Origin of the sequence: Micromonospora sp. LHW51205, from assembly GCF_003315815.1 — a bacterium.
In the GTDB taxonomy this organism is placed as follows: Bacteria; Actinomycetota; Actinomycetes; order Mycobacteriales; family Micromonosporaceae; genus Micromonospora; species Micromonospora chalcea.
In genome coordinates this window covers 294760-316428 of record NZ_QMEZ01000005.1, presented here as the reverse complement: position 1 = coordinate 316428, position 21669 = coordinate 294760, and the positions used below count along the sequence as shown (strand labels likewise).

At 73.6% G+C, this 21669-nt stretch carries 20 protein-coding genes; 8 read left to right on the top strand and 12 right to left on the bottom strand.

Annotated elements, in window-relative coordinates:
- Positions 1-6 precede the first annotated feature (6 nt).
- Both DQE82_RS20940 and DQE82_RS20935 read right to left on the bottom strand, forming a co-directional pair.
- The gene (locus DQE82_RS20940; RefSeq protein WP_233514730.1) at positions 7-663 is read right to left on the bottom strand and encodes a type 1 glutamine amidotransferase domain-containing protein; all 657 of its coding nucleotides are present in this window, start codon (positions 661-663) and stop codon (positions 7-9) included.
- An 80-nt stretch (positions 664-743) separates the two neighbouring features.
- Complete coding sequence (locus tag DQE82_RS20935; RefSeq protein ID WP_043327954.1) at positions 744-1175, bottom strand: hypothetical protein; 432 nt, start codon at positions 1173-1175, stop codon at positions 744-746.
- Positions 1176-1364: 189 nt separating this feature from the next.
- On the opposite strand from DQE82_RS20935, the gene DQE82_RS20930 reads away from it, so the two are divergent.
- Positions 1365-3764 (top strand): M4 family metallopeptidase, encoded by a 2400-nt coding sequence (locus tag DQE82_RS20930; RefSeq protein ID WP_113973555.1) that lies wholly within the window; start codon positions 1365-1367, stop codon positions 3762-3764.
- 76 nt (positions 3765-3840) lie between these two features.
- Complete coding sequence (locus DQE82_RS20925; RefSeq protein WP_064446747.1) at positions 3841-4608, top strand: enoyl-CoA hydratase/isomerase family protein; 768 nt, start codon at positions 3841-3843, stop codon at positions 4606-4608.
- Positions 4609-4662: 54 nt separating this feature from the next.
- Here DQE82_RS20925 and DQE82_RS20920 read toward each other — a convergent pair whose 3' ends face one another.
- Positions 4663-5214 (bottom strand): peroxiredoxin-like family protein, encoded by a 552-nt coding sequence (locus DQE82_RS20920; protein ID WP_113973554.1) that lies wholly within the window; start codon positions 5212-5214, stop codon positions 4663-4665.
- A gap of 69 nt (positions 5215-5283) precedes the next feature.
- Between DQE82_RS20920 and DQE82_RS20915 the strand changes: the two genes are divergently transcribed.
- A complete protein-coding gene (locus DQE82_RS20915; protein ID WP_233514729.1) occupies positions 5284-5907 on the top strand; it encodes a TetR/AcrR family transcriptional regulator in 624 nt (207 codons plus the stop codon).
- 75 nt (positions 5908-5982) lie between these two features.
- Here DQE82_RS20915 and DQE82_RS20910 read toward each other — a convergent pair whose 3' ends face one another.
- The 4 genes from DQE82_RS20910 to DQE82_RS20895 all read right to left on the bottom strand — a co-directional run bounded on the left by DQE82_RS20910 (position 5983) and on the right by DQE82_RS20895 (position 10083).
- Positions 5983-6423 carry an HNH endonuclease gene (locus tag DQE82_RS20910; RefSeq protein ID WP_043327959.1) on the bottom strand — a complete coding sequence of 147 codons (441 nt, stop codon included), beginning with the start codon at positions 6421-6423 and terminating at the stop codon, positions 5983-5985.
- A 216-nt stretch (positions 6424-6639) separates the two neighbouring features.
- Entirely contained in the window at positions 6640-7776 is a 1137-nt protein-coding gene (locus tag DQE82_RS20905) for a hypothetical protein (RefSeq protein WP_113973552.1), read from the bottom strand.
- A 54-nt stretch (positions 7777-7830) separates the two neighbouring features.
- Positions 7831-9375 (bottom strand): FAD-dependent oxidoreductase, encoded by a 1545-nt coding sequence (locus DQE82_RS20900; RefSeq protein ID WP_113973551.1) that lies wholly within the window; start codon positions 9373-9375, stop codon positions 7831-7833.
- A 228-nt stretch (positions 9376-9603) separates the two neighbouring features.
- Entirely contained in the window at positions 9604-10083 is a 480-nt protein-coding gene (locus DQE82_RS20895) for an MSMEG_6728 family protein (protein WP_104113969.1), read from the bottom strand.
- A gap of 87 nt (positions 10084-10170) precedes the next feature.
- Here DQE82_RS20895 and DQE82_RS20890 point away from each other — a divergent pair, with 87 nt between their 5' ends.
- Positions 10171-11955, top strand: coding sequence for a TrkA family potassium uptake protein (locus tag DQE82_RS20890; RefSeq protein WP_369799321.1), 1785 nt, complete (start codon positions 10171-10173; stop codon positions 11953-11955).
- A 9-nt stretch (positions 11956-11964) separates the two neighbouring features.
- Here the strand turns inward: DQE82_RS20890 and DQE82_RS20885 are convergent, their stop codons facing one another.
- Positions 11965-13206, bottom strand: a complete 1242-nt coding sequence (locus DQE82_RS20885; protein ID WP_113973550.1) for an APC family permease — start codon at positions 13204-13206, stop codon at positions 11965-11967.
- Positions 13207-13253: 47 nt separating this feature from the next.
- Entirely contained in the window at positions 13254-14027 is a 774-nt protein-coding gene (locus DQE82_RS20880; protein WP_113973549.1) for a phosphatase PAP2 family protein, read from the bottom strand.
- Positions 14028-14138: 111 nt separating this feature from the next.
- Here DQE82_RS20880 and DQE82_RS20875 point away from each other — a divergent pair, with 111 nt between their 5' ends.
- Entirely contained in the window at positions 14139-15347 is a 1209-nt protein-coding gene (locus DQE82_RS20875; protein ID WP_030502801.1) for a DUF4032 domain-containing protein, read from the top strand.
- Positions 15348-15359: 12 nt separating this feature from the next.
- Here DQE82_RS20875 and nagA read toward each other — a convergent pair whose 3' ends face one another.
- From nagA to DQE82_RS20860, 3 genes are all read right to left on the bottom strand, one after another.
- Positions 15360-16469 carry an N-acetylglucosamine-6-phosphate deacetylase gene (nagA, locus tag DQE82_RS20870; RefSeq protein ID WP_064446740.1) on the bottom strand — a complete coding sequence of 370 codons (1110 nt, stop codon included), beginning with the start codon at positions 16467-16469 and terminating at the stop codon, positions 15360-15362.
- Positions 16466-17398 (bottom strand): ROK family protein, encoded by a 933-nt coding sequence (locus tag DQE82_RS20865; RefSeq protein ID WP_113973548.1) that lies wholly within the window; start codon positions 17396-17398, stop codon positions 16466-16468. The genes nagA and DQE82_RS20865 overlap by 4 nt, the downstream gene beginning before the upstream one ends.
- A 79-nt stretch (positions 17399-17477) precedes the next feature.
- Positions 17478-18407 (bottom strand): SIS domain-containing protein, encoded by a 930-nt coding sequence (locus DQE82_RS20860; protein WP_043327967.1) that lies wholly within the window; start codon positions 18405-18407, stop codon positions 17478-17480.
- Between the two features lie 199 nt (positions 18408-18606).
- Here DQE82_RS20860 and DQE82_RS20855 point away from each other — a divergent pair, with 199 nt between their 5' ends.
- The 3 genes from DQE82_RS20855 (at position 18607) to DQE82_RS20845 (ending at position 21564) form a co-directional block, all read left to right on the top strand.
- The gene (locus DQE82_RS20855) at positions 18607-19392 is read left to right on the top strand and encodes a DeoR/GlpR family DNA-binding transcription regulator (protein ID WP_113973547.1); all 786 of its coding nucleotides are present in this window, start codon (positions 18607-18609) and stop codon (positions 19390-19392) included.
- 163 nt (positions 19393-19555) lie between these two features.
- Positions 19556-20554, top strand: coding sequence for an ATP-binding cassette domain-containing protein (locus tag DQE82_RS20850; RefSeq protein WP_043327969.1), 999 nt, complete (start codon positions 19556-19558; stop codon positions 20552-20554).
- Positions 20551-21564 (top strand): ABC transporter permease subunit, encoded by a 1014-nt coding sequence (locus DQE82_RS20845; protein ID WP_113973546.1) that lies wholly within the window; start codon positions 20551-20553, stop codon positions 21562-21564. The genes DQE82_RS20850 and DQE82_RS20845 overlap by 4 nt, the downstream gene beginning before the upstream one ends.
- Positions 21565-21669: the final 105 nt, after the last annotated feature.

The window sequence follows — 21669 nt, the reverse complement described above, 5'->3', positions numbered from 1 at the left end:
CGGCGCTCAGGCGATCAGCTTCACCACGGCGTCGGCGACGGCGCGGGCGGACTGCGGGTTCTGGCCGGTCACCAGCCGCTCGTCGACCACCACGTGCTCGGTGAAGTCAGGCGCCGGCACGTGCTGCGCGCCCGCCTCGGTGAGCTTGTCGGCGAGCAGGAACGGCACCTCGTCGGTGAGGCCGACGGCCGCCTCCTCGCTGTTGGTGAACCCGGCGACCCGCTTGCCGGCGACGAGCCGTGAGCCGTCGGTGAGCGTGAGGTTCACCAGCGCCGACGGGCCGTGGCAGACGGCGGCCACCACACCGCCGCGCTCGTAGACCGAGCGGGCGATCCGGGCCAGGTCGGGGTCGTCGGGGAAGTCCCACATGGTGCCGTGACCGCCGGCGAAGAGGATCACGTCGTACCCGGCCGGGTCGACGTCGGCGGCCTTCGGGGTGTCGGTGACGCCGGCGGTGGCGAGGAAGTCGTTCTGGGTGCTGTCGTTCTCGTCCCGCCCGTCGACCGGCGGCTCGCCGCCGGCCACGGAGACCAGGTCGACGTCGTAGCCGGCGGCCCGGAACACCTCCCACGGCTCGGCGGCCTCGCCGACGTAGTAGCCGGTCGAGCGGCCGGTGCGGCCCAGCTCGGAGTGACTGGTCAGGGCGATGAGTGCGCGAGTCATGCCTTCCATGCTGGCCCCGCCGCCGGCCGGCCGGCCATAGGCCGATGTCACAGCCGGAACGGGTTTGAAGTCGGCGCCGGTCAGCCTGTGGCGCCGTTGAGCAGGTCCACCACCTGCGCGGTGACGGCGGGCGGCGTGGCCTGCGGCGGGCAGTCCACGTAGCTGACCTGGTTGGGCCCGACGGTGAGCCGGTAGCTGAACGCGTCGGCGCACATGGTCGCCGGTGCGGTGACGGCGGCTTCGGCGGCCAGCCGGGGGTCGGCCGCGAGTTGCCGCAGCCGGGTGAGCTTCTCCGCGGCGAGCTGCCCCTCTCGGGAGGCGCCGGCGCGGTCGGTGCGGGTCCAGTGGCCGTCCGGCCCGACCCGGACGGTGTCGGTCAGCCCGGCGATGCCGCCCGACTTCACGAGCACGACCTCGGTGGCCAGCGGCGAGGGCCCGTCCGTGACGACGGGTGGCGCGTCGGTGCGGGCGCAGCCGGCGAGCGGGACGAGAAGGGCGGCGACGGCCGCCACGGCGGGGGCAGCTCTCATACCGGTTCGGACGCGCGACGGGACCACCCGGTTCCGGTCCACCGGTCCTCCTCATCCGTTCGGTCAGTGTCTCCGGCGGGTTCCCGCCAGCCTCTTTCACGTTCGTCGATGTATCGCTATATCTACATCAGTGACTACCCCCGTCACAACATTCGCCTTCCAGGAGGGCCCGTGAAAAGATCCGTCGCCGCCGTCAGCGCAGCGCTGCTCACCAGCAGCGTGCTGGCCTGCGTCACCACCTCGGCGCAAGCGGCAGCGCCAACCGCCCCCAGCCCCGAGACCTCGGCCGCGGCCAAGGCCGCGAGCCTGCTGCGCGCCAACCCCGGCGTCGTCAAGGGCGCCGGCGGTGAGGCCTATCAGGCCGTCCGCACCAAGGTCGACCCCTCCGGGGCGGCGCACACCCGGTACAGCCGGACCTATCAGGGTCTCCGGGTGTACGGCGGTGACTTCGTCATCCACACCGCCCCCAACGGCACCATGACCAGCGCGTCGGTCAGCCTCGACGCCCCGCTGACCCTGAGCACCACCGCGAAGGTCGGCGCGGACGCGGCCAAGGCCAGCGCCCGCAAGACGTTCTCCGGCTCGCTCACCTCGGTCGGCACGCCGGAGTTGTTCGTCGACGCCAGCAGCGGCAAGGGCCGCCTCGCCTGGGAGACCGTCGCGACGGGCTGGAAGGCGGACAAGCAGACCCCGTCGAAGCTGCACGTCGTCACCGACGCCACCACCGGCAAGGTGATCGGCTCGTACGACGAGATCGAGACGGTGGCCGGCACCGGCCAGGGCATCTACACCGGCTCGGTCACCATCGACACCACGCTCTCCGGCAGCACGTACCAGATGATCGACCCGGTACGCGGCAACGGCCGCACCTGCGACATGAACAACGGGACCTCCACCTGCACCACGTTCACCGACGCGGACAACGCGTGGGGCAACGGCGCCACCTCGAACCGGCAGTCGGCCGCCGTGGACGCCCACTTCGGCGCCGCCAAGACGTTCGACTACTTCAAGAACGTGCACGGCCGCAACGGCATCTTCGGCAACGGCCAGGGCGTGCCGAGCCGGGTGCACTACGGCAACAACTACGTCAACGCCTTCTGGGACGGGGCCCAGATGACCTACGGCGACGGCTCGGGCAACTCCCGCCCGCTGGTCTCGCTGGACGTCGCCGGCCACGAGATGAGCCACGGCGTCACCGAGGCGCTGGCCGGGCTGGTCTACTCCGGTGAGTCCGGTGGCCTGAACGAGTCCACCAGCGACATCTTCGGCAACATGGTGGAGTTCTACGCCGCCGCGCCGAGCGACCCGGGCGACTACCAGGTCGGCGAGAAGATCAACATCAACGGCAACGGTACGCCGCTGCGCTACATGTACAACCCGTCGCTGGACGGCTCGTCCGACTCCTGCTGGTCCACCAGCACGAAGAACAAGGACGTGCACTACTCCTCCGGCGTCGGCAACCACTTCTTCTTCAACCTCGCCGAGGGCACCGGCGCCACCGCGTACGGCACCTCGCCGGTCTGCGGCTCGGCCCCGGCGGTCACCGGCATCGGCCGCACCAAGGCGGAGAAGATCTGGTACCGGGCGCTCGACGTGTACTTCACCTCGAACACCTCGTACGTCAACACGAGCAACCCGGCCAACACCGCCCGCGCGTACACCCTGCGGGCCGCCACCGACCTGTACGGCAACTGCTCCACCGAGTACAAGACCGTCCAGGCCGCCTGGACCGCGGTGAACGTCGCCGGTAACGACGCGCCGTGCAGCTCCACCGGCAACGACTTCTCCGTCTCGCTCTCGCCGACCGCCGGGTCGGTCACCGCGGGCGGTTCGGTCACCGCCACCGTCGCCACGGCCACCACCAACGGCAGCGCGCAGACCGTGACGTTCTCCGCGTCCGGCCTGCCGACCGGCGCCACCGCGTCGTTCAGCCCCTCCTCGGTGACCTCGGGCGGCTCGTCCACGCTCACCATCTCCACCAGCTCCAGCACGCCGACCGGCACCTACTCGGTGACCGTCACCGGCAGCGCGGCGTCCGGCACGAAGACCGCCACGTTCTCGCTGACGGTGAACGGCACCGGCGGCGGCTGCACCGGCGCGGGCCAGAAGCTCGGCAACCCGGGCTTCGAGTCCGGCAACACGGTCTGGACCTCCACCTCCGGCGTGATCGGCCAGTACGGCTCGCAGGGCCAGCCGACCCGCACCGGTACGTGGAACGCCTGGCTCAACGGCTACGGCAGCACCCGCACCGACTCGCTGTCGCAGTCGGTGAGCCTGCCGAGCGGCTGCTCCACGTACACCTTCTCGTTCTGGCTGCACATCGACTCGGCCGAGACCACCAGCAGCGTCCAGTACGACAAGCTGAACGTGCAGGTGCTCAACTCCTCCGGTTCGGTGCTGGCCACGCTGGCGACCTACTCGAACCTGAACAAGGCCAGCGGCTACAGCCAGAAGTCGTTCTCCCTGGCGTCGTACGCCGGGCAGACCGTCACGCTGAAGTTCACCGGCACCGAGGACGTCTCCCTGCAGACGTCGTTCGTGCTCGACGACACCGCTGTCAACGTCTCCTGACCTGACCGCCCGACCCCGGGGCCCGGCGGCCACCCCACGCGGGTGGCCGCCGGGCCCCGCCCGTTACGGTCGCACCATGTCCGACGCGGAACTCACGGTCAGGGTGGACGGCCCGGTGGCAACCGTGGTCATCCACAACCCGGCCCGGCGCAACGCCATGACCCCGGCCATGTGGCGGCAGCTCCCGGTGCTGCTCGACGGCCTGGAGGCCGACCCGGCGGTACGGGTGCTGGTGCTCACCGGCGCGGCCGGCACGTTCTGCGCCGGCGCCGACCTCGGCGACCTCGACGAGCTGCTGGCCGCCGGAGACGGCAGCATCGCGGTGGCCGCCGAGGAACGGCTCGCCGCGTTCGGCCGTCCCACTGTGGCCGCGATCGAGGGCGCCTGCGTGGGCGGCGGCTGCCAGCTCGCCGTCGCCTGCGACCTGCGGCTGGCCTCGGCGGAGGCCCGGTTCGGCGTACCCCCGGCCCGGCTCGGCCTGGTCTACCCGGCGCCGACCACCCGCCGGCTGGCCGCGCTCGTCGGTCCGTCCGCCGCCAAGCACCTGCTGTTCAGCAGCGAGCTGGTCGACGCCGAGCGGGCGCTGCGGATCGGCCTGGTGGACGAGGTGCTGCCGGCCGGGGAGCTGGCCGGGCGGGTGACAACGCTGACCGCCACCATCGCCGAGCGTTCCCGGCTCACGGTGGCCGCCGCGAAGGAGATCGTCGACGGGCGCGCCGACGCCGACCGGCTGGCCTGGTGGCACGCCCAGGTGCGGGACAGCGGCGAGGCCCGCGAGGGGGTGGCGGCCATGAACGAGCGCCGCCCGCCGCGCTTCGGCTGGACCCCGCCGACCGCCCACTGACCGCCGTTTGCCCGGCACCCCTCGGCGGGTACGTCCCGACCGGCGATCCAGCGGTCACCGCGCCGACCGGCTCCGGCTGACCTGGGCCAGCAGTTCGTCCACCGGCCACTGGTCGGAGGCGTGTTCGCCGTACTTCTCGGCGAGCACCCGCCCGTCCGGCGCGATCAGGAAGTCGGCCGGCAGCCCGAACCGGCCGCCGTGCGGCGTAAGGGACGGCGACCGCTCCCGTCCGCGCAGGATGTACCAGGTGCTGATCGCCACGCCGCGCAGGATCGGCAGCCAGGCGCGCGGGTCGAGCAGCGACCGCGGCGCCGACTCCACCCCGAACTCCCGGTAGAGCCGCCGGTCCGGATCGGCCACCACGGCGAACGGCAGGTCGGCGACGTGCTCGCGCAACTCGTCGGCGGGGGAGTGGAAGAGCACCACCTCGCGTACGCCCGCCGCCTCGATCTCGGCGTGCCGGCGGACGATCGAGCGCAGGTGGAGGTTGCAGACCGGGCAGCCGGCGAAGCGACGGAACTGGAGGTGGACCAGGCGGTCCGGGTCCGGCAGGGCGACCTGGGCACCGGTCACGCTGGTGAGATGGCGAGGGGTGACGACGTCCATGCGCGCTCCCGTTGTAGGCGTACGACGTACTCCTACAACCGTAGGCGTATCTTGTACGCTGTCAAGGCCATGCCCCGCCCCCGTTCCCTGACCCCGGCCCAGCTCGCCGACGCGGCGCTCGCGGTGCTCGACCGGGACGGCCTCGCCGGCCTCACCATGCGCGCGGTCGGCGCGCAGCTCGGCACCAGCACGATGGGCCTCTACCGCTACGTCGCCGACCGCGACGAGTTGGAAGCGCTCGTCGTCGAGCGGGTCCTCGAACCGGTCGACACCCGCCCGCCGCCCGACGTCCCGTGGGCGGACGGCATCCGGGACCTGGCCGAGCGGGTACGCCGCGCGGTCGGTCTCCACCCGGCAGTGGTGCCGTTGCTCCCCGCGTACCGGCACCGCTCGCCGACGATCCTGCGCTGGGGCGAGGCGGTGCTCGCGGTGCTGACCGGGGCCGGCTTCACCGGCACGGGACGGGTGATCGCGTTCCGCGCCCTGCTCGGCTACGTGGTCGGCGCGATCCAGATGGAACACCTGGGCGCGCTGGCCGGGCCCGGCACGGCTGTCATCGCGGCGCTGCCCCGCGGCGAGTTCCCCCTGCTCGCCGCGACCGCGCGCGACGCCGGCGTGGTCGTACCGGAGGACGAGTTCGGCGGCGGGCTGGACCTCCTGCTCGACGGGCTGGCCCGGCGTCTCGACAGGTAGGCGCACTGGTGGGACCGGCGGGCGCGGCGCCGGGGCGTACCCCCGACACCGCCCCCTGTGCCCGCCGGCCGTCCGTCACCGCGCCAGCGCGGCCCAGCTCGGCGTCACCGGAGCCCGCCGCAGCGGCATGCCCGCCTCGGCCGGGGTCCGGTCACCCTTGCGCTGGTTGCACGCGTAGCAGGCGGCGGTGGTGTTCCCCCAGGTGTTCCGGCCACCGCGCGAGCGGGGCAGGACGTGGTCGATCGTGCTGGCCGCGCCGTCGCAGTAGGCGCACCGCCGCCGGTCGCGCGCCAGCACCCCGGCCCGGGACCAGGCCGGGCCGGCGCTGAACCGCCAGCGGGTCACCACGTACCGGACGAGGCGGACCACCCGCGGCAGCGGGAAGACGCCGATCACCCGGTCCGGCTCGGCCTCGTGGATCTCGGCGACTCGGCGGCAGAGCATCCGGATCGCGTGCTTGACGGTGACCCGGTGCAGCGGGCCGAGGTCGGCGTTTATGACGAGGACGGCGTCCACCGGGCTCTCCCTTCACGATCGGCGGTACGGCGACGAAAAAGCCGCCCGGTCCACGGGACCGGGCGGCGACGACGGGGACGCGCGACGCGCGTCAGTCGTGCCCTCCGGGCCAGGGACCGTGTTCCCGGCAGCCGTCGCCGAGCAGCCACGACGTCATCGTGGTGGCGTATCGCAGCGACATCGACGGCTCCTGGAACGGTGGTTGACCTTGCTCGCTCACGGTAGATCGATTCGGGAATCGTGGCCAACGTATTTCGATCCGTCCTCGGTGGGTCGCCGCTGCCGTCCGGCCCGGCCGGCGCTTCGCGCGGCGGCGAGCGGCCGGTCGATCCGGGCGGTCATCTGCACCACCAGCTCGCTGTCCAGCAGCGGACGGTTCACCTCGGCGGCCACCGACAGCGTCGGCGTGGAGATCGACCGCCAGATCGCGGTGAGCCCGGCGCCGAGGCCGACGAGCGCCACCGCCGCCCGGGTGGTGGGGGAGCCGGCCGCCGCGGCGGCGCTGACGCCCACCACCGCCAGCAGCACCACAAGCAGTGGTGCCAGCACCGGCCAGAAGATGCCCCGGGCCGCCTGCGCCACCAGCTTCCGGTCCCGGATGACGACGTTGCGGGCGATCACCGCCCAGTTCTCCTCGTCCAGCAGGTCGCGCGGATGCAGCCCACCGGTGAGCACGTCCTGCCACAGGTCGCCCTGGTTGCGCAGCTCCCGGGCCAGGTCGGCGAGTCCGGCCTCGCCCGGGTCGCCGACGGTGGCCCGGCCGACAGCCGTGGCCCAGGCGGCGAGCGAGCGGCGCACCACGGCGGCCGAGTACGGCGGCAGCACGCTCGCCAGCTCGTCCAGCCACCTGCCGATCTGGAGGTGCCGGCCACCGAACCGGCCCGGGAGCCGGTCGGCGTCGCCGCGCCGTACGGTGTCGGCGAGCGAGCGCCCGAGCCGGTACGCCACACCCACCCGGTGGTTCGTCGCCATCGTCCAGCGCAGCACGTCGATGTTGAGGTCGTCGAGCGCCCGCAGCAACGGGTCCCGGTCGGCGCCGGTGGCGCGGCGGGCGGCGGCGGTGGACGGCACGGTACGGCCCGCCGGGGTCAGCGGCGCGATCTGGGCCAGCGCCACGTCCACGCCGTCCAGGTACATGCCGAGCCGGTGCCACCCGGCCAACTCGGTCAGGTTCGACAGCTTCGGCGGCGCGGCCACCGGCCGGTGTCCGCCGTCGGTCAGGTCGGCGGTCTGCGCGTGGTGGTAGGCGTCCGCCATCGACCAGCCGAGTCGCAGCGCGGTGACCACCGCGGTCCGCTCGTCCCGTGGTGTCCCGTGCTCCTCGTCGCGCCGCTCGCGCGTCGCGGTGCTCACCGCCCGACCTCCCGTGTCACCGGATCAGTCGAGCGTAGAGGCGCTTTTGCCCGCCTATGACCGTTTCGGGTTCACCCTGCCGGCCAGCAGGCCGCGCGGACGGATCGAGCGGACCCGCTCGGCCGCCGCCCCCTCGGCACGCAGGATGTGGTTCGCCGCGATGATCCCGGTGGCCGCCGACCGTTCCATCAACGCGCTCGGGAACTCCGTGCGGATGCCGTCGCCGGCCAGGTAGAGGCCCGCCGCGTCGGTCTTCACCCCCGGACGCCCGGCGTGGCTACCCGGCGTGAACGCCGGTGCCTGCGCCTCGACCCGGGCGCGCAACTCGCGTACCCGCAGATCGGCCACCTCCGGCCAGAGCGCGGTCAGCTCCCGCAGCATCCGGGCGGCCAGCTCGTCGGCCGGCACGTCCGGCTCGCAGGCGTACGCGTGCAACTCCACCACCGAGCCGCCGGTCCGCTCCGCCCAGCGGCGGGGCTCGTCCTCCAGCCGGTGGTAGAGCGTCACCGAGTCCAGCGTGGGCTGCCGGGAGACGCCACTGAACACCGCCCGGTCCGGGCGGACGTCCCCGTCCATCCAGTACCGCGCCACCGCGTACGGCGGTCCGGGTGTGCCGAACGCGGGCATCCGCGCCACCAGCTCGGGTGCCGCCGCGACCAGGCCGGGCGAGGCGGCGACCAGCGCGGCGAGCGCGGGCGGGTCCACCGCGAGCACCACGTGCGGCGCCTCCCAGGCGTCGCCGTCCGCGCCGGTGACGCGCCAGCCCTCCGGGGTACGGTCCAGCCGGGCCGCCGGAGCGCCGGTCAGCACCCGGCCGCCGTGCTTCTCCACGTGCCGGGTCAGCGGCTCCCAGATTGCCGTCGCGTAGTCCCGGTCCGGGCAGTCGAACGCCAGCCCTTCCGGGTTGCCGAGCAGGTAGAAGTGGAACTGCGCGATCATCTCGGCAGCCGACATCTCCGCCTCGTGGTTGAAGAACGAGTGGGAGAAGACCTCGAAGAGCATGGCTCGCGCCCGGTCCGGCAGGCGCAGCGAGGTGAGCAGCTCGTCGGCAGTGCGCTCGTCGAACTCCTCGTAGGTGCGCACCGGGTCGTAGGTGAGCAGCGGCAGCGCGGCGTCTCGATCCATCGTGCGCAGGTCCGCCAGGCGCAGGCTCGGACTGCGCAGCAGCAGCGCCAGCAGGTTCGCCGGCGGCGCGGGCGGCAGCTTGCCGAACTCCTCCGTGGGCCACTGCTCGGACAGGATCGGGTAACTCGGGATCGGCTTGAGGAAGCCCAGCTCCGGATCGACGCGGCGCAGGATCGAACGCCAGTTCCAGTACTGCCGGAAGAACGCGTGGAAGCCGTGCTCGTTGCGCTGGACGCCGTCGGGCAGCTCCTCCGGCCAGGCGCCGAGCCGGCCGCCGAGGTGCGGCGCGGCCTCCAGCACGGTCACCGCCACTCCGCGCTCGGCCAGCACCACCGCCGCCGACATGCCGGCGATGCCGCCGCCGACCACGAGTGCCGCGACCGGTCGCGACACGCGGGGAGCGCCACCGCCGCCCGGGTCCACCACGTGCTCGCGTACGCCGATCAGGCGACCTACCACTTGCGACAGACTCACGGGGGCATCCTTCAGTCGGTGGTCCCCCCAGTCTGCCCGAGGTGAAAGGAAGGGGCCCTTTTTAACGCATACGGATGTGCGGGGGCCCTTCTTAACGCCGGGCGGCCCGGTTACGTCCGCGCCGCGCGCCGGCCGCCCGCGCGCCGAGTGCGCCGCGCAGGGGGCGCGGGGGAGGTGTTAACAAGGGGCCCTTCCTCTACCGGAGGCGTTAAAAAGGGGCCCTTCCTTTCACGGCAGGCAGTGGCGGGGGCGGTCGGAGGGGGGCCAGACGTACTCCAGGTCGGGGGAGACGTCGGTGAACAGCCGCGCATAGTGGACCGGGTCCTTGCGCAGCAGCGACGACCGGTGGCTGCGGTGCAGGTCGTCGCGGCCCAGCCAGGGCGGCAGCTCACCGGCGGCGGCCAGCTCGTCCTGGGTGCGGATCACGGCGATGCCGCAGGCGGTGGCGAGGTCGGTGGCGAGCGTGCCGGCGCAGGTGTCGGCCCGGCCGGGCTCGCACCACACCGCGCACATGTCCAGCCCGTACCGGGTCAGCGCCTCCTCGTACCCGGCCCACATCTTCACCGCGGGATGGTTGCGCCAGCCGTAGTCCGGCCGGGTCAGGCCGCGCAGCACCTGGATCGTCTCCACGCGCTGCTTGCCCAGCCGCTTCTGGTCCAGCGTCCGGGCGCTGGCCAGGAAGTCCGGATACGGCAGGAAAGTCTGCATGCCGGTGCTCTACCCGTACCCGGCCACGCCATGCGTTCATGATCGAGGGGGCTGCGCGTACCGCGAGCGGCTGACTACCATCCGGACATGGCCGAGCCCCTGCGTGACCGCGCACGCCGCGCGACCGGCTGGCGGCTCCGGATGAACGGGGACGAACGCCCCCACTTCGTGGTGTGCGGCTCCGATCCGCTCGCCTACTGGGTGGTCCGGTCGCTGCTCGCCACCGACAGCGCCGACGGGCGGGTGCGGGTCACGCTCGTGGTGCCGGCCCGCCGCCGGTCCGAGGGCCCGGACGGGCGGGACGTGCCGGGGGTACGGGTCGTCACCGCCGAACGCCTCGACGAGGCGGCGTTCCGCCGGGCCGGACTGGCCGGCGCGGCCGGGCTGGCGCTGCTGAACCAGGACGACGTGGGCAACATGCACGCCGCGCTCTGCGCCCAGGAGGTCGAGTCCCGGCTGCGCCTGGTGGTACGCATGTTCAACACCAACCTGGCGGACGGGCTGCGCCAGCTCTTCCCGGACTCGGCGGTGCTCTCCGACGCCTCGATGGCCGCGCCCGCCTTCGTCGCCGCCGCGCTGGGCGAGGTGGCGCCGACCCACTTCCGGCACGCCGGGCGCACGCTGTACGTGGCGCGGCGCGACGACGTACGCCCGCAGGACGTGGTCTGCGGCCTGGCCGTCACCACCGACCCGGACCTGGTCCGGGTGCTGCCCGCCGACGAGGCCGCGGCCGACGTGGTACTGGCCGAGGCGACCGGCCGGCCGGCGGGCACGGAGGTGGCCGCGCGGCGGCTGGTGCGGGCGCGGCGGCGACGGCAGCCGGCGGCGGTGCTGCTGCGCGCGGTCCGCCACTTCGCCACCCGCAAGATCGGCATCGCGGTGCTGGTGCTGCTCGGGGTGATCGCGGTGCTGGGCTGGCTCAACGCGCGGGCCGCCGACGTCAGCTGGAGCGAGGCGGTCTACCTGACGCTGGTCACCACACTCACCGGCCAGGACCCGGACGTCAACAAGCCGGTCGCCGCCCAGGTCATGCAGGTGGTGCTCAACCTGGCCGGGCTGGCGTTGATCCCGCTGATCACGGCCGCCGTGGTCGACGGCGTCGTAAACGCCCGGCTGGCGCTGCACGCCGGGCGGGTCCAGCCGGACCGCTCCGGGCACGTGGTGCTGGTCGGGCTGGGCAACATCGGCACCCGGGTGATGGCCCAGCTGCACGACTTCGGCGTCGAGGTGGTGGCGATCGACAAGAACGCGGACGCGCGGGGCGCCGCGCTGGCGCACCGGCTGGGGGTGCCGCTGATCGTCGGCGACGCGGGCCGGGAGGAGACGCTGCGGTCCGCGTCCGTCGACACCTGCCAGGCGCTGGTGGTGGTCTCCACCGACGACGGGACGAACCTGCGTGCCGCGCTGATCGCCCGGTCGCTCGACCCGGACCTGCGGGTGGTGCTGCGGCTGTTCGACGGCGACTTCGCCGAGCGGATCCAGCAGGCGTTCGGCATCGGCATCTCGCGCAGTGTGTCCTATCTGGCCGCGCCGTCGTTCGCGGCGGCGCTGCTGGACCGCGCGGTCGTCGCCACCATCCCGGTCGACCGGCACGCGCTGCTGGTCACCGAGGTGCCGGTGGTGGCGGGCTCACCGCTGGACGGGCGTCCGCTGAGCGCGGTGGCCCGGCCCGGCGAGGTACGCCTGCTCGCGTACACCCGGCCGAACCAGAAAGCCGACTGGACGGCCGATCCGCGGATGGTGATCCAGGCCGGTGACCGGTTGACTGTGGTGGCCCGGCGGGCCGGGCTGACCGCGCTGCTGCGGGAGACCACGCCCGCGCCGCCGCCGGCGCCCGCCGGTCCACCCGCCGCGCGCCGCCCGGAGGAGTGACCGGCCGCGTCAGGCAGGTCGACGACGGCGGCGGACGGCGTACCCGAGCGCGCCGAGCGCGAGCACGCCGAACCCGGCGAGCACGCTCGGCAGCGGCAGGTTGACCGCCAGCACCAGGCAGCCGACCAGCCCCAGCGCGGCGAGCACCCGGGCCGGTACGCGGCGGGCCGGGTCCGGGCCGAGCGTCAGCGCCGCCGCGTTGGTGATCGCGTAGTAGACCAGCACGGTGCAGCTGGAGAAGCCGATCGCGCCCCGGACGTCGCCGACCGCGACGACGGCGATCACCACGGCGGCCACGGCCAGCTCGGCGCGGTGCGGCACCCGGTGGCGCGGGTGCACCGCCGCGAGCACGCGCGGCAGGTCCCGGCGGCGGGCCATCGCCAGCGAGGTGCGACCGACACCGGCCAGCAGCGACAGCAGCACCCCGGTCACCGCTACCGCCGCGCCGGCCCGGACCAGCCAGGCCAGCCCCGGGTGCCCGGCGGCGGTCACCACCTCGACCAGCGGCGCGTCCGTGGACGCCAGCCGGTCGGCGCCCAGCACGCCGAGCGCGACCACCGCCAGCGTCAGGTAGATCGCCAGCACCGCGCCGAGCGCCAGCGGCACCGCGCGCGGGATGGTGCGCTCCGGGTCGCGTACCTCCTCGCCCAGCGTGGCGATACGCGCGTACCCGGCGAACGCGAAGAAGAGGAGCCCGGCGGCGGTGAGCACACCGCGTACCCCGAGGTCGGCGGGGGCGGTGAGCCGGTCGGCCGCCACCTGCGGCGCGCCGGTCACCGCCACCACGGCGAGCACCGTGAGCACCACCGCGACCAGCACCCGGGTGGCGGCGGCGGTCTTGCCGATGCCGCGCAGGTTCACCACCGTCACCGCCACCACCGCGAGGACGGCGACGAGCCGCGCCCGCCCCGGCCACAGGTACGCCCCGACGGTCAGCGCCATGGCCGCGCAGCTCGCGGTCTTGCCGACCACGAATCCCCAGCCGGCCAGGAAGCCGGCGAACGGGTGCAGCCGTTCCCGGCCGTAGACGTAGGTGCCGCCGGACTCGGGGTAGCGGGCGGCGAGCCGGGCCGAGCTGGTGGCGTTGCAGTAGGCGATGAAGCCGGCGACCGCCAGCGCGACCAGCAGACCGACGCCGCCGGCTGCCGCCGCGGCGGGGGCGAAGACCACGAAGACGCCCGCGCCGAGCATCGAGCCGAGACCGATGACGACCGCGTCGGGTACGCCGAGTCGCCGCGCCAGTTGTTCCACACCGGCAGCCTAGGAGCGTGCGGTGAACAGCGGGTGCGGTCGCCCGGTCAGCCCGGCGCGGACCAGTCGACCGGCCGCCGCCAGTCGCCGAGCCGGCGCGGCAGCGGCAGGTCGTCCCAGGGCACCCGGCGCAGCAGCCGGTCCAGCAGCAGGCCGAGCAGCAGACCGGCGATCGAGTCGGTGAGCCAGTGCCAGCCCAGGTAGACGGTGGTGCAGAAGACCACCGCCGGGGGCACCACCCGGACCACGGTGACCAGCCGGGGCGGCACGGTCCGGCCGACCGTGCGCACGAGCGGGGCCAGTAGCAGGGCCAGCACGCCGTACCAGACGATCGCGTTGGCGACGTGCCCGGACGGGTACGACTGGGCGAAGCGGACCGGCAGGTCGTGCTGGAACAGCGGCAGCGTCTGCTCGGGCGACAGGAACGGCTCCTTGACCGAGGCGCTCGGCGCCGGCCGGGCCGTCCACACCTTCAGCGGGCCGATCGTGAAGAACGTCAGCACGAACGCGACCACCGGCGGCAGGATCGGCCGCACCGAGCGCAGCCGCAGCGCCAGCAGCACGCCCAGCCCGGCCGCGAGCAGCGTCAGCGGGGTGCCCTGGCCGAGCAGGTTGAGCGTCATCGCCACCCAGCGGGCGGCGGTCGGGCGGTGCTCGTCGGACCAGTCGGCGACGGCCCGGTCGAGCCCGAACAGGTGCCCGGAGGCGAGCGCCACGGTGATCGCCACCACTGCCGCGAGCAGCAGCCCGTCGAACCACCACCCGGCCGGCCGGACCGGCCGCAGCCGCAGGTGACCGCGTACCCCTGAGGTCTGACGCACGCGACCACGCTACCGGCCGCCGACGGCGCCGGGGCGGCGCGGGCATCGGCGGCTGTGTGCCGAGCCACGAAGGGAAGCGCGGTCCGGGGGTGAGCGGTCACACTGGTTGCCGTGCGGATCACCTCGGCTCTCGTCGACCCGGCGCTGCTCGACCTCCCCTGGTCGACCCCGCTGGAGCAGTGGCCTGCCGAGCACCTGGTGGCGCTGCCGCAGGGCATCTCCCGGCACATCGTGCGGTTCGTCCGGCTCGGCGGGTACGTCTACGCGGTGAAGGAGACCGGCGAGCGGGTCGCCGAGCGCGAGTACGACCTGCTGCGGGCGCTGGAGCGGATCGACTTCCCGTCGGTGGAGGCCGTCGCCATCGTGGCCGACCGGCAGAGCGACGACGGCGAGCCGCTGGACCCGGTGCTGATCACCCGCCACCTCCAGTTCTCCCTGCCCTACCGGGCGCTGTTCTCCCGCACGCTGCGGCCGGAGACCATGAACCGTCTGCTCGACGCGCTCGCGGTGCTGCTGGTCCGGATGCACCTGACCGGTTTCTTCTGGGGCGACTGCTCGCTGTCCAACACGCTGTTCCGGCGGGACGCGGGCGCGTTCGCCGCCTACCTGGTGGACGCGGAGACCGGCGCGCTGCACCCGTCGCTGTCCAACGGGCAGCGCGGCGAGGACCTGGAGATCGCCCGGGTCAACATCTTCGGCGAGGCGCTCGACCTGCAGGCCGCCGGCCTGCTGCACGAGTCGATTGACCCGGAGGTGGTCTGCGAGGAGGTCGTACGGCGCTACGAGCAGCTCTGGCACGAGATCACCTACGAGCAGCAGGTCGAGCGCGCCGCCCGGCACGACATCGAGCGCCGCATCCGCCGCCTCAACGAGCTGGGCTTCGACGTGGCCGAGGTGGCGATGTCCACTGTCGACAACGGGCGTTACCTGGTGCGGCCGAAGGTGGTCGACGTCGGCTACCACACCCGGCGGCTGCTGCGCCTCACCGGCCTGGACGCGGAGGAGAACCAGGCCCGCCGGCTCCTCAACGACCTGGACGCCTACCGGGTGGAGAGCGACCTGACCGACGAGCAGCAGGCGGCGCACCGCTGGCTGACCGAGGTCTTCGAGCCGGTGGTCCGGGCGGTGCCCGCGCACCTGCGCCGCAAGCTGGAGCCGCAGGAGCTGTTCGCCCAGATCATCGAGCACAAGTGGCTGCTCTCCGAGCAGGCCGGGCGGGACGTGGGGATGCGCCGGGCGGTGCAGTCGTACCTGGCGGACGTGCTGGTGCACCGGCCGGACGAGCAGGCGGTACTCGGCGTCGAGGTGCCCACCGCCTGACCGCCGGGCGGGTCACTCCACCCAGTTACCGCCGCGCATCACCCGTACCACGTTCAGGTCGTCGTCAAGCACCACCAGGTCGGCGCGCAGCCCGGCGACCAGCGCGCCGACCCGGTCGCCCAGGCCGATCGCGCGGGCCGGGGTGGTGGCGACCATGCGGCAGGCGTCCGGCAGGGCCACGCCCGCGCCGACCGCGTGCCGCAGCGCGGCGTCCATGGTGAGCGTGCTGCCGGCGATCGCGCCGTTGTGGGCGAGCCGGGCCTCCCCGCCGGCCACGGTGACCGCCTGGCCGCCCAGCTCGTACTCGCCGTCGGGCATGCCGGCGGCGGCCATCGCGTCGGTGATCAGCGCGGCCCGCTCCGGGCCGGCCACCGAGGTGGCGAAACCGAGCATCCCGTCGTGCAGGTGCACCCCGTCGGCGACCAGCTCGCACACCACGTTCGGGGCCTCCAGCAGCGCCACCACCGGGCCGGGCTCACGGTGGTGCACCGGGCGCATCCCGTTGAACAGGTGGGTGCCGACCGTCGCGCCCGCGGCCACCGCCGCGCGGGTCTGCTCCCAGGTCGCGTCGGTGTGCCCGACCGCCGCCACCACGCCCTGCGCGACAAGCAGCTCGATCGCCTTGGTGGCGCCGTCGCGTTCCGGCGCGAGCGTGACCATGCGTACCGCGCCGCCGCCCAGCTCGATCAGCTCGGTCAGCTCGGCCGTGGACGGGTCCCGCAGGAACTCCGGGTTCTGCGCGCCGCAGCGGTCGGCAGACAGGTACGGGCCCTCGAAGTGGACGCCGGCGAGCACGCCGGACTCGACCAGCGGGCGGTAGGCGGCGGTGGCGTCGCGCATCAGCTCGAACGGGGAACTGACCAGGCTGGCCAGCAGCGTGGTGGTGCCGTGCCCGAGATGGAACGCGGCGGCCTGCCGCGCCGCCTCCGGGTCGCCGGTGGTGAACGTGTGCCCGCCGCCGCCGTGGGTGTGCATGTCCACGAAGCCCGGCACGATCCAGTGCCCGTCGCGCACCGACGGATACTCGGCGACGGCGGTGATCCGCCCGTCCGCGATCTCCACGCAGCCCTGCCGGATGACGCCGGTCGGGGTCACCACCTTGCCGGTCACGCGCCGGGTCATCGACTCTCCTTCACCAGGGTGTCCAGGGCCAGCAGGGCGGCGCCGAGGCAGCCGGCCTCGTCGCCGAGGTCGGCCGCGACCAGGCGCGGTTCGCGATGGAACGTCAGCCGCTCGCGCAGCGCCGCCCGCAGCGGGTCGAACAGCCGGGCACCGGCCTGGGCCAGCCCGCCGCCGAGCACCACTGTCGACACATCGTAGAGCGCCTGCCCGGTGGCCAGTCCGTCGGCGAGCGCCTCGACCGCGTCCTGCCACACCTCCACGGCGAGCGGTTCACCGGCCGCCGCGCGCTCGGCCACCTGGGCGGCGGTGGTGGGCGCGCCGGACAGCTCCGCGTACCGGCGTCCGATCGCCGAGGCCGACGACACCGCCTCCAGGCAGCCGGTCCGCCCGCAGCCGCAGCGCGGCCCACCGGGCCGTACCAGGATGTGGCCGATCTCCCCGGCGGCGCCGTGCGCGCCGCTGGCGGCCGACCCGTCGACCACGTGGGCGGCGGCGATGCCGGTGCCGATGGCGACGAACAGGACGTGGCCGGCGTCCCGCCCGGCCCCGAGGCGCGCCTCGGCCAGGCCGCCGGCACGCACGTCGTGGCCGAGCGCCGCGGGCAGTCCCAGCCGCGTGCCCGCCAGCTCCCGCAGGGGTACGTCCCGGAAGCCCACATTCGCCGACCAGACCGCCAAGCCGCGCGCCTCGTCGACCACTCCGGGTACGGCGATGCCGCAGGCCACCGGCGCACGGCCGTCGGCGCGGGCCTTGCCGGCCAGCCCTTCGGCCACGTCGAGGATCGTGCCGACCACCGCCTCCGGGCCGCGCTGCGCGCCGGTGTCGTGCCGTTCGGTGTGCACTGTCGTGCCGTCCGGCCGGACCAGGGCGCACTTCATCCCGGTGCCGCCCACGTCCAGCGCGACGACGACCTCGTCGCCTCCACTCACGCCGTGGGCTCGCTTCGCTCGCTCACGCCGTGCTGACTGGGCATGCGCTCACGGCCCTCGCTGCGCTCGGTGCGTTCGCTCATGCCAGGACCACGGACCGGGTCAGGTGGCGCGGCGCGTCCGGGTCGAGGCCACGGGTGGTCGCGAGCGCGACCGCGAAACGCTGGGCCAGGATCAGGTCGGCCATCGGGTCGACCGGGTTGCGCCCGGCCGCCCAGCTCGTCAGCACCGTGCGCCAGCCGTGAGTGCGGCTGTGCACGAACGCGGCGCCGGTGGCGGCCACGTCCTCCGGCAGGCCGTCCGGGATCTCGCCGAGCGCCCACACCAGCCGGCCGGGGGCGGCGACCGAGATCGGGCCGTGCCGGTAGTCCATCGCCGGGTACGCCTCGGCCCAGAACGTGGCCGCCTCGCGGCACTTCAGCGCGGCCTCCTGGGCCAGCCCGACGGTCCAGCCGCGGCCGAGGAAGGTGACCTGCTCGATGCCGGCCGGGTCGATCGGCAGCGGGGCCCGGACGGCCACCTCCGCGTCGGCGGCGAGCCGGCTGAGGTCCTCGCCGAGGTGGGCGCGCAGCAGCGCGAGCGCGGTGGTGGCGAAGCGGGTCTGCACCACCGACCGCTCGTCGGCGAAGGGGAGCGCGACAGTGGCGTCCGCGGACGCGACGGCGGCCGAGTCCGGGTCGCCGACGAGGACCGTGGTGGGGATCCGCCCGCGCAGCGCGGCGAGCAGGTCGAGCACCTCGGTGGTGGTGCCGGAGCGGGTGATCGCGATGAGCCGGTCGTAGTGGCGGCCGGTGGGGAACTCGCTGGCCTGGAAGGCGTCGGTCTCGCCGTGGCCGGCGGCCTCGCGCAGCCCGGCGTACGCCATGGCCATGAACCACGACGTGCCGCAACCGACCACCGCGACCCGCTCGCCGGGGCGCGGCAGGCGCTCGGCGACGGTCGGAGCGAGTCGCGCCGCCTCCCGCCAGCAGTCGGGCTGGCTCGCGATCTCCGCGTGCACGTACGCCATGACAACTCCTCGCCGGGAAAAACCCTTGCGCAATACGGCGCGATACTGCCGTCTTTCGCGCGTCATTCTGCGCGAAGCGGCGTGGTTGTGGCAACTGTCTCCAAGTTCGCGCAGCGAAGGCTTTTGCGCGGACTGAGTTTCGCGCACTAGTGTGCACGCAACCGATCACCGTTCACGCATAGTCAGGGAGGCCCCAGCGGTGGACCGCTACGCGCGCTGGAACGCGCTGCTGGAGATGCTGACCGACAGCGGCCGGGTCACCGTCGAGGAGGCGGCCGACCGGCTGGACGTCTCCCAGGCCACCATCCGGCGTGACTTCGACCAGCTCGCCCAGCAGCAGATGATCACCCGCACCCGGGGTGGCGCGGTCGCCAACGGCGTCTCCTACGACCTGCCGCTGCGCTACAAGACCGCGAAGCACTCGGCCGAGAAGCAGCGGATCGGCACGGCCGCCGCCGCCCTCGTCTCCCCGGGCACCGTGGTCGGCCTCAACGGCGGCACCACGAGCACCGAGGTCGCGCGGGCGCTGGCCGTACGCCCCGACCTCAACACCAGCGCGGAGGGCGCCCAGCTCACCGTGGTCACCAACGCGCTGAACATCGCCAACGAGCTGCTGGTGCGCTCGCGGATGAAGGTGGTGGTGGCCGGCGGCGTGGTCCGGCCCAAGTCGTTCGAGCTGGTCGGCCCGCTGGGCGGGGCGCTGCTGCGTGAGGTCACGCTCGACGTCGCGCTGCTCGGCGTGGACGCGATCCACCCGCAGCTCGGCGCCGCCGCGCACCACGAGGGGGAGGCGGCCATGAACAGTCTCATGGTCGCCCGCGCCAAGCGGGTCGTCGTGATAGCCGATTCCTCGAAGCTCGGTGGGCACGCGTTCGCCCGGATCTGCCCGGTGGACCGGGTCGAGACGCTGGTGACCGACTCCGGCGCGTCCCCGGACGTGGTGGCGGCGTTCCGCGAGGCCGGCGTCCACGTCGTCTGCGCCTGACGGCGCAAGGAAGGGACCCTTCTTAACGCCTGCGGTAGAGGAGGGGCCCCTTTTTAACGCGCCTCGACGCGCCTCGGCGCGCCGACACTGCATACCGGGTATTGCCATCCGGTGCATACCGCGTATGGTGTCGCTGACGCCTACTTATCGGGGGAGGTCAGCTGTGTCGGCTGTCCTGGAGATCGAAGGTCTCCGCAAGACGTACCGGAGCCGGAAGCGCGGGGTCCGCCACGCGCTCGACGGCTTCGACATGCGAGTGGAAGCCGGCCAGGTGCACGGCTTCCTCGGCCCGAACGGTTCGGGCAAGACCACCACGCTGCGTACGCTGCTCGGCCTGATCAAGCCGAACGGCGGCCGGATGGCGATCCTCGGTCAGGAGCTGCCGCACGCGCTGCCGGCCGTCGCCGGGCAGGTCGGCGCCATCGTGGAGAGTCCGCAGTTCTTCCCGCACTTCAGCGCGCGGGACACGCTGGGCCTGCTCGCCCAGGCGGGTGAGCTGCCCAAGCAGCGCGTGGACGAGGTGCTGGAGCTGGTCGGGCTGCGCGACCGGGCGGGTGAGCGGGTCAAGACCTACTCGCTCGGCATGAAGCAGCGCCTCGCGGTCGCGTCCGCGCTGCTCAAGAACCCCAAGCTGCTGATCCTCGACGAGCCGGCGAACGGCCTCGACCCGGGCGGCATCCGGGAGATGCGCGGGCTGATGCGGGAGCTGTCCGAGGCCGGGATGACTGTGGTGCTCTCGAGCCACATCCTGGGCGAGATCCAACTCATCTGCGACTCGGTCACCATCATCTCGCTCGGCCGCCGGGTCGCGTTCGGACCGGTCGACCAGGTGCTCGCGGCCCACTCCCAGGGCGCCGTGCGGGTACGCCTGGAGGCGGTCGACGACCTGCCCCAGGCCGCCGACGCGCTCAGCCGTGCCGGGGTCGGCGTGACCGCCGAGCCGGACCACCTGATGCTGTCCGGTGTGGACAAGCCGGCCACCGTCAGCCGCCTGCTCGCCGAGCAGGGCCTGTACGTCAGCGAGCTCACCCCGGTCGCCGTCGACCTGGAGAGCGTCTTCCTCGAACTGACCGCCACCGCGCCGGTCCCCGGCCAGCACCGTCAGGTCGATCAGTCCGCCAAGGTCGACCAGACCGGCACCGCAGGAGGTTGGGGCGCATGAGCCTGTTCGTCACCGAGCTGCGCCGGCTCGGCAAGCGCCGGCTGACCCGGCTGATGCTCGTCCTGCTGCTCGTCGGCCTGGCCACAGTGGCCACCGCGTTCAGCTTCTCCAGTCAGAAGCTCTCGCCGGACGTGGTGGCGGCGGCGGAGGCCGACTCCCGGGCCCAGTACCAGCAGGCGACGGAGGGGTGGAAGCGCAGGGTCGCCGCGTGCGAGGCCGCGCAGGCCCGCGGTGAGCAGACCGAGGAGGAGTACGGCCCGAACTGTGGCAAGGACTACGCGCCGCAGCCGGACATGTTCGACCCGAAGTGGAACCTGCCCTACCAGTTCGACTTCCGGGCCGAGTTCCCCATGTTCATCGCCGTGTTCGCCGCCTCCGTGGCGCTGTTCGGCTTCATCGTCGGCGCCTCCTTCGTGGGCGCCGAGTGGAACACCGGCGGGATGATGAACCTGCTGTTGTGGCGACCGAAGCGGCTGACCGTGCTGGGCACGAAGCTGGCCGCCCTGCTGACCACGGTGTTCGGCCTGACCGTGGTGCTCGGCGCGCTCTGGACGGCGGCGTTCTGGCTGATCGCCGGCCAGCGGGGCAGTACCGCGAAGATGACCGCCGGGGTGTGGCAGTCGATCGGGCTGGACGGGCTGCGCGCGCTGGGCATGACGCTCCTCGTGGCGGCGGTCGGGTTCGCGCTGGCCTCGCTGGGCCGGCACACGGCGATGGCGCTCGGCGCGGCGGTGGGCATCTTCGCGGTGAGTGAGATCGGCATCCGGATCGCGGTCGCCGTGCTCGGGGTGCAGTTCGGCGACCGGTACGTGCTCTCCACGTACGCCCAGTCGTGGTTCCTGAAGCAGGCGGAACTGTTCGACTACGACACCTGTCAGTTCTCCCAGGGCGCCTGCGAGCCGGCCACGTACGTGGTCACCTGGCAGCAGTCGGCTGTGGTGTTCGGCGTGGCCCTGGTGGGCGCGGTCGTGGCCGCGTTCTGGACGATGCGGCGGCGGGACATCGCCTGACCTGGTCCGCGCCGCCGGCTCCCCCCGGCGGCGCGGACCCCGCGTCCGATGCGGCCGGGGGCGGCCCTGGTTACGCTGGGGCTCCCCCGGCCGGCGCGCTCCGCG